Annotated in this window: 16 protein-coding genes; 7 read left to right on the top strand and 9 right to left on the bottom strand. The window is 38.1% G+C overall.

Annotated elements, in window-relative coordinates; translation table 11 throughout:
• Positions 1–98 precede the first annotated feature (98 nt).
• Positions 99–392 carry a hypothetical protein gene (locus DK207_RS11860; RefSeq protein ID WP_109441363.1) on the top strand — a complete coding sequence of 98 codons (294 nt, stop codon included), beginning with the start codon at positions 99–101 and terminating at the stop codon, positions 390–392.
• A 260-nt stretch (positions 393–652) separates the two neighbouring features.
• On the opposite strand, the gene DK207_RS11855 is transcribed toward DK207_RS11860, so the two are convergent.
• The 3 genes from DK207_RS11855 to DK207_RS11845 are packed head-to-tail and all read right to left on the bottom strand — an operon-like array spanning position 653 to position 2,822.
• A complete protein-coding gene (locus tag DK207_RS11855) occupies positions 653–1,144 on the bottom strand; it encodes a hypothetical protein (protein WP_109441362.1) in 492 nt (163 codons plus the stop codon).
• A 41-nt stretch (positions 1,145–1,185) separates the two neighbouring features.
• Positions 1,186–1,494 carry a helix-turn-helix domain-containing protein gene (locus DK207_RS11850; protein WP_109441361.1) on the bottom strand — a complete coding sequence of 103 codons (309 nt, stop codon included), beginning with the start codon at positions 1,492–1,494 and terminating at the stop codon, positions 1,186–1,188.
• Positions 1,491–2,822, bottom strand: coding sequence for a type II toxin-antitoxin system HipA family toxin (locus tag DK207_RS11845; RefSeq protein ID WP_109441360.1), 1,332 nt, complete (start codon positions 2,820–2,822; stop codon positions 1,491–1,493). The genes DK207_RS11850 and DK207_RS11845 overlap by 4 nt, the downstream gene beginning before the upstream one ends.
• 237 nt (positions 2,823–3,059) lie before the next feature.
• On the opposite strand from DK207_RS11845, the gene DK207_RS11840 reads away from it, so the two are divergent.
• Positions 3,060–3,758: a DUF1826 domain-containing protein gene (locus DK207_RS11840; RefSeq protein WP_109441359.1), complete on the top strand. Its 699-nt coding sequence runs from the start codon at positions 3,060–3,062 to the stop codon at positions 3,756–3,758.
• Positions 3,759–3,808: 50 nt separating this feature from the next.
• Here DK207_RS11840 and DK207_RS11835 read toward each other — a convergent pair whose 3' ends face one another.
• On the bottom strand, positions 3,809–6,001 hold the full coding sequence (locus tag DK207_RS11835; protein ID WP_109441358.1) for a TonB-dependent siderophore receptor: 2,193 nt from the start codon (positions 5,999–6,001) through the stop codon (positions 3,809–3,811).
• Positions 6,002–6,216: 215 nt separating this feature from the next.
• Between DK207_RS11835 and DK207_RS11830 the strand changes: the two genes are divergently transcribed.
• The 5 genes from DK207_RS11830 to DK207_RS11810 all read left to right on the top strand — a co-directional run bounded on the left by DK207_RS11830 (position 6,217) and on the right by DK207_RS11810 (position 10,540).
• The gene (locus tag DK207_RS11830) at positions 6,217–6,648 is read left to right on the top strand and encodes an SRPBCC family protein (RefSeq protein WP_109441357.1); all 432 of its coding nucleotides are present in this window, start codon (positions 6,217–6,219) and stop codon (positions 6,646–6,648) included.
• A 178-nt stretch (positions 6,649–6,826) separates the two neighbouring features.
• Positions 6,827–7,708: a LysR family transcriptional regulator gene (locus DK207_RS11825; protein WP_109441356.1), complete on the top strand. Its 882-nt coding sequence runs from the start codon at positions 6,827–6,829 to the stop codon at positions 7,706–7,708.
• A 230-nt stretch (positions 7,709–7,938) separates the two neighbouring features.
• A complete protein-coding gene (locus tag DK207_RS11820) occupies positions 7,939–8,643 on the top strand; it encodes a CoA transferase subunit A (RefSeq protein ID WP_075315588.1) in 705 nt (234 codons plus the stop codon).
• A gap of 1 nt (position 8,644) precedes the next feature.
• The gene (locus DK207_RS11815) at positions 8,645–9,292 is read left to right on the top strand and encodes a CoA transferase subunit B (RefSeq protein ID WP_004954392.1); all 648 of its coding nucleotides are present in this window, start codon (positions 8,645–8,647) and stop codon (positions 9,290–9,292) included.
• A 75-nt stretch (positions 9,293–9,367) separates the two neighbouring features.
• A complete protein-coding gene (locus tag DK207_RS11810; RefSeq protein WP_109441355.1) occupies positions 9,368–10,540 on the top strand; it encodes a thiolase family protein in 1,173 nt (390 codons plus the stop codon).
• Positions 10,541–10,780: 240 nt separating this feature from the next.
• Here the strand turns inward: DK207_RS11810 and DK207_RS11805 are convergent, their stop codons facing one another.
• The 5 genes from DK207_RS11805 to DK207_RS11785 all read right to left on the bottom strand — a co-directional run bounded on the left by DK207_RS11805 (position 10,781) and on the right by DK207_RS11785 (position 17,006).
• The gene (locus DK207_RS11805) at positions 10,781–12,145 is read right to left on the bottom strand and encodes an MFS transporter (RefSeq protein ID WP_109441354.1); all 1,365 of its coding nucleotides are present in this window, start codon (positions 12,143–12,145) and stop codon (positions 10,781–10,783) included.
• Between the two features lie 94 nt (positions 12,146–12,239).
• The gene (locus tag DK207_RS11800) at positions 12,240–13,514 is read right to left on the bottom strand and encodes a DcaP family trimeric outer membrane transporter (RefSeq protein ID WP_109441353.1); all 1,275 of its coding nucleotides are present in this window, start codon (positions 13,512–13,514) and stop codon (positions 12,240–12,242) included.
• Between the two features lie 300 nt (positions 13,515–13,814).
• Positions 13,815–14,519, bottom strand: coding sequence for a class I SAM-dependent methyltransferase (locus DK207_RS11795; RefSeq protein WP_109441352.1), 705 nt, complete (start codon positions 14,517–14,519; stop codon positions 13,815–13,817).
• A gap of 65 nt (positions 14,520–14,584) precedes the next feature.
• Positions 14,585–16,279: an AMP-binding protein gene (locus DK207_RS11790; RefSeq protein ID WP_109441351.1), complete on the bottom strand. Its 1,695-nt coding sequence runs from the start codon at positions 16,277–16,279 to the stop codon at positions 14,585–14,587.
• Positions 16,280–16,388: 109 nt separating this feature from the next.
• Positions 16,389–17,006, bottom strand: a complete 618-nt coding sequence (locus DK207_RS11785) for a TetR/AcrR family transcriptional regulator (protein WP_109441350.1) — start codon at positions 17,004–17,006, stop codon at positions 16,389–16,391.
• Between the last annotated feature and the right edge of the window lie 90 nt (positions 17,007–17,096).

Genomic DNA, 17,096 nt, shown 5'->3' with positions numbered 1-17,096 from the left:
CAAGCAAGTACCTGACTGGTACGAAGAGCCTGTATCAAGTTTCGATTTCCGTCCGCAACCGAAGTTGCGTTTAGTTTCATAACAGAGGTGTTTAAACCATGAATAAACAAGTATTTCTAGTAACAGGTGTTGATCCAAGCAAAGGAACATTCGTTGACCCTAAAACTGGTAAAAACATTGATTATGACAGCACAAACTTTTATGTGCAGACGCCAGTTAAGAATGGTCACGGTACTAAAGGCATCATTCAGAAGATGGCTGGCTCAGTGAACTATGAGCGTTTTAAAAATCTGCCTGTGCCGTGTGAATGTGAGTTTGAGTTTAATCTGGAGTTTAGCGGACAGTTTCCTAAGACAACGTTGATCAATGTTACACAGTTGAAAACACCATAACAATCAAAGGCTTACATTACATTACTTCGTATAATGTATATTATGTTAAATAGAATATCTAAGACTGTGGCCTACACAACCTGTTTGTTGCCACAGCTCAGTAACGTGATGATCTGCGATTATAATTCACGTTGCTGAGTATCCTAAGTAACATAATATAAGTCATGTAAAAATCAGACCGCTACTCGGCTTGCGCATCATTCGATCTTACGCAAGTCTGTGTAGCTTGTTTAAATGAGTTACAGCCCTATGTGTTGAACTCAGGATGAATGATTCAGTAAAAACCTCTCTATATCATAAATCATTCGTTCTACGTCTTCTTTCGTGAACTGATCATAGTCTCCAGCAGCGTTTTTATAGCCATTTTCTAAAAGAGATTTAGCTTGTTCAAGTTCAGTCTCAAAAACCTCAGCTTGCACTATCTGTTTGAAAGATATTAAAAAACCATTTTTCAAATCATCATAAGTAGCAAGTAAAACTGTTAGTAAACGTTTAAATAATTTAGCATTAGTATCATAATATTGAATTTTCTCAGCTTTCAAAAATTCAGTAAAATGAATGGATCTATCCCCACAAGATAAAAGAAAAATATTTTTTGTCTTAATTTTCCATTTTAAAAATTTCCCTACATTATTGTCAGAAAAATTTTCATCTACTATACCTTCAACAGTAATTTTTGAATCAATTAAAGCATCTAATTGTATAGCTTCTTTAATTAAGTCTTCAAATCTATTTATAATTTTCAGACTCATAACTTTTGGACTCTAATGATTAAAGCAATTTTGATTTCATATCACTCTGATGATTTAATAATCTTCCGCACAATATGCTCATGTGTCGGTACAAGACCTGCTTGTAAACCAAGTGGTTTAAATACTTTATCTAAAACAGATTGCGTGAGTTTTCCTTTGTCTTGTTCTATGTCCGTTAATGTCCGGCGACTAACACCAACCAAATTTGCGTATTGTTCCTGAGACATGCCAAGTATATTTTTTCGCAAATACGCCAATAATTGCCCCAATGTAATTTCATTCAATAGATATTGCATATATAGATCAATAAGAACTTGCTGGCGATCTTGAGGCTGATTTTTTATATTCATAATAGTTCCCATCTTTCTAATTTAGCTTCAACATAATCGAATGAAAGCGCTGGCATCTCCATAATCTGTTTTGGGACACCTTTATCATTTAACCGTTGTTTTAGCCCAACAAGATTGTTTGCTAATGATTTTAATGTCTTCATAGACAAATTTGGATCGCATAAATGTGCAAGTTTTTGGGTAATCTGCTCCCAACGATACTCTCCACCTTCTTCGTAAGGACTTCCCCACGTCGTTGATCTTGTCACGACTTCTGGATCGGCTTTCATAGGCGCAAAATCATAAATGGGAGAAAGAGAAATTTTTCCAGATTTTTTTAGAAATGAAGTGTTGCGCCCATGATTATCAGAATTACCAAATATAATATTGAGCAAGTCTCTCTGTAACCACTCACAAATGAATTGTGTTGAATCAAAATTTGAATCAATTACTACCAGCAAATCACACAGGTTTTCTATTACTTCAAAATGATTAAGATGACTACCTGAAGCTTTATTCAATACGGAATAAACAGACTCCAAACCATGACGATGCCATTGTTGATTGCCCCATTCCACATCAAATCTTGGCAGCCATAATGATGGATATTTTTCACCTTCGATCAGCTTCATTTCTGTTGTTTCAATGGTATTGAAACCTAATTCTTTTAGTTCTTGATAGTAATAGTATTCCGCTCTGAGAATATTGCAGTCGATCTCACTACGATTATTTCGAGGAAATTTAACTAAATAGTGTTGATCAGGTTGATCAAAGTTTTGTTGATAGGTGTCAATCCAAATATTTTGATCTTTTGTCTCACGAATCAGTAACTTGGGAGCTTCACCGCCCGCTCCTGTTGCACCACCACTAATTGCACCCATTTGCTGTGCATATTCAAGAAAATCAACATTTCGATCGGCAACATCATTTTGACTAAAATAGCGTAAATGTAAAGTAGAGTCAGGATTTATAGGCGGAAGTGCTTCTTTAATTCTCAAGTTACCTACGGGCGCAATACCACCTTTTTCCAATAAAATACTATCTTGCTCTGCATAAGTGAGTCGTTGTAAGCCTAAAAAATTGACCCAATAACGGCGTGCTGCACCTGAAGGAACAATATCATCCAAAAAACCAAACCATGAGCTAGATTCATGGTTTATAAGTATTTGTACAGGTAGTGAGAGACTACAGGCATGTTCATCCCGCTTATCCAGATTTTGGATTGCGTATTCCAACTCGTAGACCAATTCACTAGCGCTTGCTGAGCCCAGTTTAGGTTCTAATAGTTTAAGTTCAGCGATATCTAACCAATTCTGGTCGAGTAAAGCCTGTATTGTTAATTTTTGCATTGATATAAATGAGCAATTATTTTCTCAAAAATACTATAAAATTTGTTTTTTGTGAATATATTTGCTCAAAAATGTTTGTTACATGATTTTATGAGCATAATTTTGCTCATTTTCTATTTGTTCAATACGCATTTAATTTATTCAAAATTACTTTATTCGCCCTCATCTAAGAGCACTCAAGCAACTAAAGAAGAGTGTATGATTAGGCACCTATTTATTTATGAATTTAGTGCTTAAATGAAGAATATTTTTTCTGATCACAAGCAAATTAGTGTAGTTTCTACTTTTTCTGAACTTATTGATTTCAATTTCCAAAGAGAAAGTAATGCAATTTGTTGGTATCGGAACTTGGTAGGCGATTTTAAAGAGATTGTGGGGAAGATTGAATTAAAAGAAAATATCACGGAAGTTTCTGTTGACGATCTTTTAGCATTACAACTTTCAGAAAATGGTCATTTAGCAAGAGAAATTATTATTGCGGATATCCAGCAATTAACAGCTCTCGGTGTATCACCAGTGCTTAACTTGATCCAAAACTACGAACGAGATGATGAGTTCGATTTTATTTCGACAGATGTTTATTCATTTCATGTCGATCGCTCACCTATTCCGACAGATACTTTTTTATGTACTTATCACGGCGTGGCAAGTGAGATTTTGCCAAACGATCAGGTGGAACAAAAGATTTTGATTCCTGACATCAGAGATAAACTTAAGCAACTACATCATGGTCCGGAAAATGAGTTTGATAATTTTTTAGAAGAAAATTTCTTTGATCTGCATTATCAACCCAAACCAAATACAAAACCTGTGAATTTAGGTTTAGGCCATCTATGGCGATTGGCGGTTGACCATCCATCGCAACAGGTTTTACCGTGTGTGCATCGTGCGCCTGTCGAAAAAGAAAATGAATATAGACTGCTGTTAATTTGTTAAATCATGGACAAATCGACGAGTGCATATTCACTTTTAAGATGACAGATCAATCAAAAATTTACAGTCCAAGACAACTGTGCGGTACGTGGAGCGCCTAGGAACAAATAATCATCCCCAAAGAAGCTTCCCGCATCTCTCCAATACTTTTTATTGAATAGATTATCAACATTAAATCTCAAGGTATTTTCATAGCCATTAGCTTTAAAGTTATAAGCTGTACCAGCATTGAAAACTGTGTAGCTTGGAACTTTTACACTGCCTATTTTATTGGCATATTTACTTGCACTATATTGCATACCTGCCAGTAATCTTAAACCTTCCACTTGTGGTAATTGATAAGATAAGTAACTTGCGAAACGTACTTTCGGAACATTTTGGGTTTGATGACCTTGATATTCAGAGACACTGATCTCTTTTAAACGTGAACGAGTCAGTGCTAAAGTTGAGCTTATATCTAAATTTTCAGTAACTCGCCCTTGTAAACCAAGTTCTAAGCCTACGTTATGCTGTTTACCATCAGTTAAGTAATAGTGATCAGCATTGGTATATTGATGGTCTTGCTCTAGATTAAATATTGCTGCTGTAAACAACATAGATGGTAATTGATGTTTGATGCCCACTTCATATTGGGTGGATTTGATCGGGGCAAGTGTTTCAAATGCATTTCCGACAATTCCTTTTTCTTCATTACCGAATGCATACCACGGCGCTTGTCCACCATCACTTAAACCTTTACTAAATGATGTATAAACCTGCGTATTTTCCCAAGGTTGATACATCACTGCAAATTGGGGCAAGAATCGATTTAAATCCGTATCACGAATCTTATTCGCTGCTGCATCATAGGCCTTTTCATCTAAAGAAATGATTTTTCCACCCATGAGAACTGACCATGAGTCATTAAAACGGATTTGGTCTAGTAGATTCAATGCGGTTTGCTGACTATCAAGGGATTTATATCGATTGCCCAAGGCTACATCCGTAGGCGCATAGTTCACTGTATTGTTGTAGATGTTACCTGTACCAACGAGTTCATTGATTGCATCATATTGTGCACGTCGCTTATAGGTATGAGATAACTCGATATTTAAGCTATGTTGCCATGTCCCTGTTGCGAACTTGCCGTTTAACTCTGTTTTAAACTGATTTGTTAAGTAACTATCATCTGGGCTACGGAAATCATAAATATCGTAGTTACCATTCTTATCAAAGGTATTGCCTAGACCTGTATATTCACAAATCTCACTATAACAACCCCATGGAAATGCTGAATAGTCATCAACCACGACACGGCTTTGTGAAGCAGATAAGTTTGCTGTCCAATCATGATTGAGACGATGTGTATATTTTAAACTCGTATTCAGACTCTCATTGGTAACGGGTTTACTCCAGCTTTGATAACCTAGTAAGCGATCCCATTCCACATTAGTCGGTACAGTTTTTCCATCCAATAATTGATAACCTGGCACGGAGCGCTGACGTTGGCGTTGTGATTCAATATCGAACTCAAGTTTTGAATCATCAGAAATCTTCCAATCCAAAGCAACTGAACCAAATAAACGCTTTCCATTGGCATGTTCTACATATGGATGAATCTCTTCATGCGCTAAATTAATTCGATAGCCAAATTGTTGATTTTCACCCACGATATCGCCGATATCTGTTGCGATACGATAACCACCCTCACTATCTGTTTCTAATGTAACTGAACGAATATCCTTTGGACGTTTAGTCACGTAGTTAACTATTCCACCTGGCGTAGACATACCACTTTGGATCGCACTAATACCCTTTAAGATCTCGACGTGTTCTTTATTTTCTAAAGCTACATTTTGTTCTCCTCTCAACAAGTTACCATTGAGTAGATAACTTGATCCTAGATTGAGCGCAAAACCACGGATCACAAAGTTTGAATAATAGCCAATAGGTGCGTAGCCCTCGCCGACCGCCGCATCATTTTTTACAATATCTTTTAGCGTTTTTGCATGTTGATCTGCAATAAGGTCGGCATTAATAATATTGATTGATGCAGGGATTTTGGAAATGGTTTGCTCAGCAAAACCAGGTAAATTTACGCTGTTCTGGTGATTGGCATTTTGCTCAGCTATAACTGTAATTGTTGGGAGACGTTGTATCTCATTTTCTTGTTCCGCATATGCTGTTGTTGAACTAAATCCGAGGTAAGAAAATGAACTTACGGCTAATAATGCGCTTTGTAAACGAGAAAATGGAAAAGTTTTCACAGTGTTGCTTAACCCCAAAAGATAATTTTATAGCTTCAACTTTGTGGCATGAGTATTCACAATTTTCTTGGATTGAACAAGCATATTCGCTTACATATATCTGAATTTTTAGCTACTCGGATAATCCGACAAACAAAATGACCAGTTCAGCCAAACCGTGTTAGTATTTAAAAATGACAATTCATCATGTCAAATTAAAAAAGAAAGGAATTGCTATGCTAAAAATGCAACAAGTCAATATCACTCAAGAGTTCAATGCACCTGTCGAAAAGGTATTTGCGATTCTCAGTGAACATGAAAATTTGAATAAACTTTTTGCTCCAGCAAAAGTGACTCGTTTGAGCGATGGTCAAGATGCACGTAATGGGGTTGGCTCAGCACGTAAGCTATCTATTCCACTGACGCCTTCATTTGTCGAAACAAATTTGGTGTATAAAGAAAATGAACTCATTGAATACGCAATTACCAGTGGTATCGCGCCAATCAAAGCGCATCGCGGCGTGATGAAGTTTACTGATTTGGGCAATAATCGCAGTCATTTGGACTATACGATTAGCTTTAAAGGGCGTGTGCCTTTTATTGGACCAATCATCAAATTGGCATTACAAAACGGTGTAAGTCGTGGACTTAAAAAGCTGAAAATATAATTTTTAGATAAAACTGAATTTTTCGAAACTTTTAAGTGAACTCCCCTATTTTCTAATGGTGGGAGTTTTTTTATTTGCCGTATTAATCAACTTTTCTTTGAAAATTAATTTCTAAAATAACATTTAGTTCATTTTTACGATAAATTAGATCTATTCAATAATTTACTTAGGAAAAGCGATGACTCTTAAGCAGCTAAAGGCATTTTTAGCACTTGCGCGTACTTTGAATTATGCCAATGCTTCGCTGGAACTGCACTTAAGTCAGTCTGCTTTAAGTCTAAGTATAAAAAGTTTAGAAGATGAACTTGGCGGTAAGCTGTTTAATCGAAATACACGTCGTGTTGAGCTGACTCAAGAAGGTAAATCTCTTATTCCCTACGCAAAAAAACTATTGGCAAATTGGGATGAAATGGAAAATGACGTTAAACAACGCTTTAAATTAAATCGCGGCACACTCAGTATCGCCTCGATGCCCTTTTTTACTCATGCGATCTTGCCTGATGTGATTCATTCTTTTTTATCTGAGCATCCAAACCTTAATTTTTCGATCCACGATATTCCAAATGAAACCATTATCGAAAAAGTCCAAGATGGTATCTTTGAGTTAGGCATTTGTTTTGAACCAGAACTGACCGAAGGCTTAGAGTTTGTGCCTTTGTTTGATGAAGACTTTCTCGCCTTACTTCCTAAAAATCATCTCTTAGCAGACAAAGCACGTATTTCGTGGCAACAATTGTTTGCCAATCCTTTTATTACCCTACAAAAGCCATCGATTGTTCGTCACTTGGTTGAGCAAAACTGTTTGCGCAACAATATGACTTTGGATTTAAAAATTGAGTGTCATCAGATTTCTTCATTATCTAGTTTTGTTGCACATGGTATTGGGGTAAGCGCGATTCCTCGTCATTTTGCCAAGCATATTGATTTAACAGAGAATGTATTACTCGAACTTGAGGATGGAACCATCCACAAAACGGTTGGTATCGTCTATAAAAAGAATTTTGAAATATCACATATTTCGGCACAATTTATTGAGTCGTTGATAAGGTATAAATTTTAAATAACTCATTATTATGGTTACTCTTATATTTTTTTTATCTTGAACAATTAATTTATTGTCAATTATTTCAAATATTTATTATTTCGTCTTATTGATTTTTTTGCGCATAAAATCTATCCAAAAAATCAATTCATTAACTTAACTCATTAATCCTTGAGAAAAATCAACTTCTATACGCTTAGTCCTAATGCTAAAACTAAATCACTAAGGGACGATAGGACAATAATAGAATGAATAAGGTATATGCCAGTGCTGAGGCTGCAATCAAAGATGTGGTTGCTGATCACCAAACCCTTGCCGTGGGCGGCTTTGGCTTATGTGGAATTCCTGAACAGCTTATTGTAGCGGTTAAAGAAAGTGGTGTAACAGGTCTGACTTGCATTTCAAATAATGCAGGTGTTGATGATTTTGGTCTAGGTATTTTATTGCATACCAAACAGATCAAAAAAATGATCTCATCTTATGTGGGTGAAAATAAAGAATTCGAACGTCAATATCTAAATGGCGAGCTTGAAGTTGAATTAACTCCACAAGGAACATTAGCGGAAAAATTACGTGCTGGTGGTGCTGGTATTCCAGCTTTTTATACGAAAACTGGTGTTGGAACTTTGATTGCTGAAGGTAAAGAAGAACGCAGTTTTCATGGTAAAAAATACATTTTAGAAGAATCTCTTACTGCTGATGTTTCTCTTATTAAAGCTTACAAGGCAGATAAAGCAGGAAATTTAATATTCCGTAAGACGGCTCAGAACTTTAATCCTGAATGTGCAATGGCTGGGAAAATCACCATTGCCGAAGTGGAGCAAATCGTTGAGATTGGTGAATTAGATCCAGATGAAATCCATTTACCAGGGATTTATGTGAATCGCATTATATTAAATGCTTCACCTGAAAAACGTATCGAACAAAAAACTTTAAGCATGGAGGCAGTTTAAAATGGCTTGGTCACGTAATGAAATGGCACAGCGTGCTGCACAAGAACTCGAAGATGGCTTCTATGTGAACTTGGGTATTGGTTTACCTACCCTTGTTGCTAACTACATTCCAAAAAACATGAATGTATGGTTGCAGTCTGAAAATGGATTGCTTGGTATCGGCGCATTTCCTACTGAAGAAACTTTAGATGCAGATTTGATCAATGCTGGAAAGCAAACGATTACTGCACGTGCGGGTGCGGCATTTTTCTCAAGTTCAGAATCTTTCGCAATGATCCGTGGCGGTCATGTCAATATTGCGATATTAGGCGCGATGGAAGTTTCTGAGCAAGGCGACTTAGCCAATTGGATGATTCCAGGTAAGAAAGTCAAAGGTATGGGCGGTGCAATGGACTTGGTTGCAGGTGTTCAAAAAGTTGTGGTTCTGATGGAACATTGTGCGAAAGATGGTACGCCAAAGATTGTGAAAAACTGTAGCTTACCCCTTACTGGTCAAGCCGTTGTCCATCGTGTGATTACAGATTTAGGTGTAATGGATATTACGTCTGAAGGTGTTGAACTGATTGAACTCGCAAAAGATGTGACACTCGAGCAAATTCGTGCGGTAACAGGTGTGCCATTAATTTTTGATAAATCTTTAGTGGCTTAATGAGATTGGATATTCTGCTCTAGTCTGTTGAACTGGAGCAGTTTTATAACAACATACATTTAAAGAGATATAAAAATGAGTTCTATTGTTATTGTGTCAGGTAGTCGTACCGCGATGGGCGGTTTTCAAGGTAGTCTTTCTAGTTTAACCGCCCCAGAATTAGGTGCTGCTGTAATCCGTGAATCTATCCAACGTGCGGGTATTGCTCCAGAGCAAGTCAATGAAGTGATTTTTGGCTGTGTGTTAAGTGCAGGCATTGGTCAAGGCCCTGCTCGTCAAGCAATGCGTAAAGCGGGTATTCCAGATCATGTTGGCGCTGTGACCATCAATAAACTTTGTGCTTCTGCGATGAAAGCAGTTCTGATGGCATCAGATGCATTGAAAGCTGGTAGTGCAAATCTTGTGGTTGCAGGTGGTATGGAATCTATGACCAATGCACCATATATCTTACCTAAAGCACGTGGTGGCTACCGTATGGGACATGGTGAAATCAAAGACCATATGTTCTTGGATGGTTTAGAAGATGCTGAAACGGGTCGTTTAATGGGTTCGTTTGCTCAGGATATGGCAAATACCAAAGGCTTCACCCGTGAGCAAATGGATAACTTTGCGATTTCTTCACTAAAAAAAGCTCAAACAGCAATTACAGAAGGATATTTCAAAGCTGAAATCGTCCCTGTTGAAGTTAAAACACGTAAAGGTGTTGAAGTAATTGATCAAGATGAGCAACCACTCAACGCAAATCTCGATAAAATCCCGACCCTACGCCCTGCTTTTAGCAAAGACGGTACGATTACGGCAGCCAATTCGAGTTCGATTTCGGATGGTGCCGCCGCTTTGGTACTTTCTACAGAAGATTATGCTCAAGCAAATGGTTTAAATGTCTTGGCTAAGATTGTAGCTACTTCGAGCCATTCGCAGCATCCAAGTGAGTTTACGATTGCGCCGATCAGTGCGATTCAAAAAGTACTTGATCATGCCGGCTGGTCAGTTGATGAGGTCGATGCATGGGAAATTAACGAAGCTTTCGCGATGGTGGCTATGGCACCGATTCATGAGTTAGGTATCGATGAAGCTAAAGTCAATATTCACGGTGGTGCATGTGCTTTAGGTCATCCGATTGGTGCCACAGGTTCACGTATTATCCTTTCATTGATCTATGCATTAAAACGTTTAGGTAAGAAGAAAGGCGTTGCTGCATTATGTATTGGTGGCGGTGAAGCAACGGCTGTAGCGATTGAAATTTAAGTTTTAAAAATTTAAAAATGCATCTCAGATAAGAGGTGCATTTTTTTATCTGTTTAAAATTGAAATCTTTTTAAATATTTATCTTTAAAACCGATAAGATTTTGGATCGTCTCTGTGACTAATCAAATACTCAAGAATGAATTATGATTTAGTGGGAAATAATGTGCACTTAAAGAAAAAAGCACATCCAATTAATAGATGTGCCTTTAATGATTGAAAGATAATCAACAAGAAACTAAATTAAGCATTGCCTGATTCAGTTAAATTGGTTTTAACTTCTTCTACTTGTTGTTCTTCATCAAATTTATGACGTTTCAAGCTTAATATTGCGCAAATCGCCAACATGGCAGGGACAGAAATCATCACAAAATTCATGGTATGCGGTAAGTTTAAGGTCAATAACAACCCTGTCAAAATCGGCCCAACGATTGCACCAATTCGACCTACACCAGAAGCACAGCCGATTCCAGTCGAGCGAACACTCAATGGATAGTATTGCGCAACATAGCTATAAAGAAGGATTGAAGTACCAATGGTCGCCGCGCCTGCAACAGTAACAAGACCGTATAAAACATAAGCTGGAGAGTTAAATCCTAAGCCGATCAGTGCCACTACACCAGCCATGAGCATTCCCATGATGACTGGTTTTAAATGGAATTTATCCGAGAGAATACCGCCACCGATTGAACCGATCATTGCACCAACATTCAAAGCGAACAAGAATAAGATACTCTTGCCGAGTGAATATCCTGCTGCAAGCATAAGTTTTGGTAACCAACTACTTAATGCGTATACCATCAGTAGGCACATAAAGAACAATACCCAGAACATAAGCGTATTGAATGCGCGACCTTGTTGGAATAACCCTTTAACCGAGCTACCAGTTGGAATATTTTCCTCATTTAGCGTTAAACGCGTATTGCTGCTGATGGCTTGTTGAGGTGAGATTTTTTGTACAATGCTTTGTGCTTGCTCAGTTTTACCCGTTTTGACCAAAAAGGTTAAAGATTCAGGCAAAAATTTCCACATGACAGGTAATAAAAGTAATGGTATGCCAGCAATCAAGAACATGATTTGCCAACCCTGACTTTCAACCAAATAGCTTCCTATTAATGCTGACAAGATTCCGCCAATTGCATAACCACTAAACATCGTGCCGACTAAGGTACTGCGAATACGCTTAGGGGCATATTCTGAGGTGAGTGCGACGAGGTTTGGCATTACCCCGCCGATCCCTAAGCCAGCTAAGAACCGTAAAATACCGAACTCAAAAGGATTAGATGCAAACGCACCTAAAAAAGTAAACCCACTAAAAAAAGTCACACAAATTAAAATTACATTTTTGCGTCCGATTTTATCTGCCAATGCACCGAATAGCATGGCGCCGAACATCATGCCGCACAATGCGGTACTGGCAAGCATGCCTGCTTGCACAGAAGTAAGTGACCACTCCTGCATCAGTAAGGGTAAAACCACACCATAAATGACCAGATCGTAACCATCAAAAATAATAATCAATAAACACCAAAGTAAAATACTCCAGTGAAAAGGCGTAAACTTTGCTTCGTCAATTACTGCATTTACATTAACTGTAGATGTTGTCATTCTGCATCTCCTCAATGAGATAAATTCCTAATCATTATTAAAACGACATACTGCACCTTAAAGAAAAAACATATAATTCAAGGTCTTATATATATTAAAAATCATAACTCGCCATCATGTTAATACGGTTATCTGCACCTGTACGGCCATCAAAGGTTTCACGTTCACCGTAGACATATTCCATACCCAGCGTGATCGGTTTGTACGGGTTGTACATGCCATTAATCCAGCCTTGCCATAATTCTTTATTTTGATTTGAGCTGTCTCTATTTAGGCGAGCGAAGGTATTGTCACTTTTGGCTTTCATATAGCCATAGCCTAAGGTTGAACGGAACTGCGAGGTGAATTGATGTGTGATCCCTGTAGAGATGGAATCAAACTCATTGCTATGTATATTGTTTTGATCATCAATGGCATAACTGCTATTGCTCCACATCAGGAAGCGTCCATCGCCTTTGATATGGTTATAATCTGCTTTTAGAAAGGTTGTTGGCGTTAACTGATATTTTCCACCGATACCCACACCCCATGCCCAAGCATCATCATTGCTGGTTTTTTTCTCTGCCACAAAACTACGTCCAGACAGCATCGAACCATTTTCGAATTTATGATTTACACGGCCAACAAAGGCAGGTAAACGCATTTTATTTTCAGGATCAGAACTTGCTGTGTATTTAGGGTCTTCAACGGATAATGCAAAGCTGGTATTGGCCGTAATATTGTCACTATAACGAACCAATGGTGAGCGTTGTAATGCTCCACCTACATAGGTCGCTGCATCAATTGTTTCTGGATAATATTCAGGTGCAATGAAAGTAGACCATGTTTGACCCAGTAACCATTTATCAAAGGTTAAATAGGCATGACGAATACGAAATTGATCACGTGAGGCTCCCCCGAAGAAATCCATTTCTAGTTTCCCACCTACATCGCCTACCGCAGTTGGTGTGGTGAAATTTAAGCCTAAACGGGTGACATTTACCGTAGTCTCCAAACGATCTTTCTGTTGTGCTTCTTCAGCAGTCCCTTTTAATGGTACGCCACTGATATTGTTATACATCGTAGAGGCACCTTGCGCTTGGTAAGATGCATCTGCACGGATATAACCGTATAAATTCACCTCTGCGCCAGATTTTAATTTCAGCTGTGACCCTTGGACGCTTGATGGAACTGTTGCCTTAGGTTGTGTTGTGGGTTGAACTGGTACAGGTTGCTGAACATAATGTTGTAACATTGCTCTTAATTCTTGTACCTCTTGCCGTAATTGGGCAACTTCATCACGTTCGGAAGCCGCATATACAGAAGGCATAGCGGCAACAACAGACAGCGCCAATATGCTTTTTTGTACCGTCAATTTTAACTTTTTCATTAAAATAAGTTTCCTTCTTTTTTGACCCTAAATATCCTTTAAGATCACTATTTGTTTGCGTTATATCCTTTGCAGTTAGTTGCACTGCATCGCATTTCTTGTTTTAAAGCTTTAACTGTTGGTTTTATTTAAATTCCACCTCCTATGGATATGCTGATATTTTGAAATTCCTACTTTTTAAAGACAAAGGAAGCTCGCAGTGGTGAGATAAACCACTGTTAATTAACCATTTGGTAAAAAATAGATGCTGGATTTAAGTTTGCGTACTCATCTTTATTCCTTCATAGATTTAGTCCATGCTTAGGATGCTTGTGCAGAAAACGCATGACGTTTCTTTTTCTGCGCGATCAATCCTTGATACATTAAAATTTGGCTATATGAAGACACATTCATAAAACCTGTGCGGTGAAGTAATTCCTGATATTCATCAACTGAGACAGTGAAAAAATCGCTTTCCATTCGTTCTAACATTTTCTGACATTGTGCTTCAGTCAAACCTTGTGCCAAGCAGACATAACGTAAAGCTTGAAATTGCTGAGGGTCTGTACAGGTCATCAAATCATAGGTCAGCAAGATTCCATTTTCTTTTAAATGCTCATGGATCTCTGTAAAAAAAGTAGGCTTGTTTTCATCGGCAATAAAATGCGCCACCAAAATAGTTAGAGCTGCATCAAAAAAAATCTGATCTGGTAAATTTGAAGTATCACCATGAACAAATTTAACCTGTGTGGAATTACTCAATTGTTTAACTCTCGCCTGTGCTTTCTCAAGCATGGCTAAGGAAGGATCAAGCGCTGTAAATTTCCAGCCCGGATGTCTGTTTAGAAGATATTCCAGCTCATATCCCGTCCCACATCCCACAATCAAGATGTGAGCATCTGGTTTTAAGGTAGACTGTAAAATCGCATCTACTTGTTGATGAATGATTTCATATCCTGGTATTAATTTACGGATATGTTGATCATATTCTTCAACGACTCTTGGACTGCTGAAATCTTTTGCCATGCGCCCCGATCCTTTACTTGTGCAACTTTAAAATGCTGCTTTTTCTATTTGATGTAAAACATCATTTAGTCGAATACGTTTCCAGTTAAGTTCAGTTCAGCGCGCATGATTTCCTGTAATTTAAACTTCTGCGCTTTTCCAGAGGCTGTCATAGGAAATTCATTAAAGAATTTGACATAACGTGGCACTTTATTATGTGAAATGTGCTCTTTACAGAAACTACGAATGCTGTCCTCATTGGTCTGTTGGTGTTCATGCAAAATAATGCAGGCGCACAGCTCCTCACCATAACGTGTATCAGGCAAACCAATCACTTGAACATCACAAATGGCAGGATGAGTATATAAGAAGTCTTCTATTTCTTTTGGGAATAGGTTTTCCCCGCCGCGAATCACGACATCTTTGATACGACCTTTGATTTTGACAAAGCCCTCTGCGTCCATCTCTGCGATATCACCTGTATGCATCCAACCTGCGGTATCAATCACTCCACGGGTTTTTTCTTCTTCGCCCCAATAGCCTGCCATCACTGAGTAACCTCTGACGCACAGCTCACCTAAGGTACCTTGTGGTACGAGTTGCCCTTCAGAATCAACGATTTTGATTTCTACATGTGGGTGGACATGTCCAACTGTACTGACGCGTTTATCAATCGTATCGTTGACTGAGCTTTGTACACTTACAGGTGAAGTCTCAGTCATGCCATAGCAAATCGTGATTTCTGACATATGCATACGATCAATCACACGCTGCATAATTTCACGTGGGCATGGACTTCCCGCCATAATCCCGGTACGTAAACTAGAGAGGTCAAATTCATTAAATTGTTCATGCTCTAAAGTCGCGATGAACATGGTAGGTACGCCGTATGCTGCCGTACAACGTTCATTGTGAATTGTTTTTAGTGTTTCTAATGGATTAAAAACAGCTGATGGATACACCATGGTAGAACCGTGTGTGATACAGGCTAGATTTCCCATGACCATACCGAAACAGTGGAATAAAGGTACTGAGATGCACACTTTATCTTGTGGCGTTAAACGAATACCCTCACCGACAAAATAACCATTATTTAAAATATTATGATGGGTGAGCATCGTACCTTTGGGATTGCCTGTTGTACCTGATGTAAATTGGATATTAATAGTTTCATCAAACTGCAACTGTTGCGTTGCTAACTGTAATTGATCGAGTTGTTGTTGTGTTGGGGGAACGACCAGATCACTAAAACGATGAATACCTGTATGTTGTTTTTCATCAATTTTGATGACAAATTTTAAGAAAGCTAGACGTTCTGAATGGATTTTCTTGTCCGTACAAAAATTAATCTCGGGTGCTATACGTGTCAGAAGCTCTTGATAATCTGTGGTTTTGAACTGTGATGCAATGATCAAACCTTTGCAGGAAACTTTATTTAACACATATTCGAGTTCATGACTTTTATATGCTGGATTTAGATTGACTAAAATAATCCCTGCTTTAAACGCAGCAAACTGCGTGACTGTCCATTCGACACAGTTTGGCGACCAAATACCAAGTCGATCCCCTTTTTTCAAACCAAGCTGGAGCAAACTACAAGCAAAAGCATTTACTTCATCTTGTAGTTGTTTATAAGTCAACCGTCTATTCTGATGCGAACTTACAATTGCTTCTTGCTCAGCATATTGCTGGCAAGCTTGGTCGAATTTTTCTCCAATCGTCATCCCAATCAAAGGTTGCGAACTTGGTCCAGAGGCATAGCTTAACCGTACATGTTGCATTGAATCATTCTCCTTGATTCTTTCTAATTCTCATCTTAACTGGTCTAATTGTTGTTACTGCAACTACTCTTCAAACTGCCTATTCCATGTTTTATTCGCTGTACATGCGCTATTTTTTCCGTACTGCATCCACACAAAAATCAGCTATTTGCTTTGAAAAATAGTCTTTGTGTTGCTGATCAAACTTCGTATTTTGAGCTGGGTCTAAGGGCTCAACTACAACGTAAGTCATTGCACCAACCACACAGAGTGCGGTGGTATTCAGATCTTCCAGATCGAACTCACCACTTGCCTTTCCATCCGCGAGTATTTTAATCACACTCTGTTTAATCAACTGCTTCACACGAAAACGCTCATGTTCTACCAAAGAATCAACAGGCTCAAACATGAGTGAATATGCAAGCTGAGGACTGTTTAACGCCCGTTTTACAAAAGTTGCTACTGCTTTGTGCAACTTATGCTCTGCTGACAAATCACTGTCTGTAATCGCATCAATTACCAAAAGTTCGGTATTGATTGCTTCTGACAGAACTTCAATGAGTACCTGACTCTTATTGTCAAAGTAGCGATAAACCAACCCACTCGAAACGCCTGCTTGTTCCGCAATCGTTTGTATCTGTGCGTCTTTAAACCCTCCTTCCGAAATTAACTTTCTGGCAGAACTTAAAATCGATTTGCGATTTTGTTCCATCCGTTCTTGCATTAAAGATGATCGTTTATAACTCATGAAATTTATTCTCTAACAAATAAAGTGAATTGTAAATCATTTTATGAATCTCTATTCACTTTTTTAAAAAATCATTGTATGGTAATTCAC

The sequence above is a fragment of the Acinetobacter haemolyticus genome, from assembly GCF_900406815.1.
Classification (GTDB): domain Bacteria; phylum Pseudomonadota; class Gammaproteobacteria; order Pseudomonadales; family Moraxellaceae; genus Acinetobacter; species Acinetobacter haemolyticus_A.
The sequence above is the reverse complement of the archived record's forward strand: the minus strand, read 5'-3'. Positions and strand labels throughout refer to the sequence as shown.

What these genes read in the sequence shown, in the direction of transcription:
- DK207_RS11860 (WP_109441363.1), top strand. Translation starts at nt 99, where the DNA reads ATGAATAAACAAGTATTTCTAGTAACAGGTGTTGATCCAAGCAAAGGA.
- DK207_RS11855 (WP_109441362.1), bottom strand. Translation starts at nt 1,144, where the DNA reads ATGAGTCTGAAAATTATAAATAGATTTGAAGACTTAATTAAAGAAGCT.
- DK207_RS11850 (WP_109441361.1), bottom strand. Translation starts at nt 1,494, where the DNA reads ATGAATATAAAAAATCAGCCTCAAGATCGCCAGCAAGTTCTTATTGAT.
- DK207_RS11845 (WP_109441360.1), bottom strand. Translation starts at nt 2,822, where the DNA reads ATGCAAAAATTAACAATACAGGCTTTACTCGACCAGAATTGGTTAGAT.
- DK207_RS11840 (WP_109441359.1), top strand. Translation starts at nt 3,060, where the DNA reads ATGAAGAATATTTTTTCTGATCACAAGCAAATTAGTGTAGTTTCTACT.
- DK207_RS11830 (WP_109441357.1), top strand. Translation starts at nt 6,217, where the DNA reads ATGCTAAAAATGCAACAAGTCAATATCACTCAAGAGTTCAATGCACCT.
- DK207_RS11825 (WP_109441356.1), top strand. Translation starts at nt 6,827, where the DNA reads ATGACTCTTAAGCAGCTAAAGGCATTTTTAGCACTTGCGCGTACTTTG.
- DK207_RS11820 (WP_075315588.1), top strand. Translation starts at nt 7,939, where the DNA reads ATGAATAAGGTATATGCCAGTGCTGAGGCTGCAATCAAAGATGTGGTT.
- DK207_RS11815 (WP_004954392.1), top strand. Translation starts at nt 8,645, where the DNA reads ATGGCTTGGTCACGTAATGAAATGGCACAGCGTGCTGCACAAGAACTC.
- DK207_RS11810 (WP_109441355.1), top strand. Translation starts at nt 9,368, where the DNA reads ATGAGTTCTATTGTTATTGTGTCAGGTAGTCGTACCGCGATGGGCGGT.
- DK207_RS11805 (WP_109441354.1), bottom strand. Translation starts at nt 12,145, where the DNA reads ATGACAACATCTACAGTTAATGTAAATGCAGTAATTGACGAAGCAAAG.
- DK207_RS11800 (WP_109441353.1), bottom strand. Translation starts at nt 13,514, where the DNA reads ATGAAAAAGTTAAAATTGACGGTACAAAAAAGCATATTGGCGCTGTCT.
- DK207_RS11795 (WP_109441352.1), bottom strand. Translation starts at nt 14,519, where the DNA reads ATGGCAAAAGATTTCAGCAGTCCAAGAGTCGTTGAAGAATATGATCAA.
- DK207_RS11790 (WP_109441351.1), bottom strand. Translation starts at nt 16,279, where the DNA reads ATGCAACATGTACGGTTAAGCTATGCCTCTGGACCAAGTTCGCAACCT.
- DK207_RS11785 (WP_109441350.1), bottom strand. Translation starts at nt 17,006, where the DNA reads ATGAGTTATAAACGATCATCTTTAATGCAAGAACGGATGGAACAAAAT.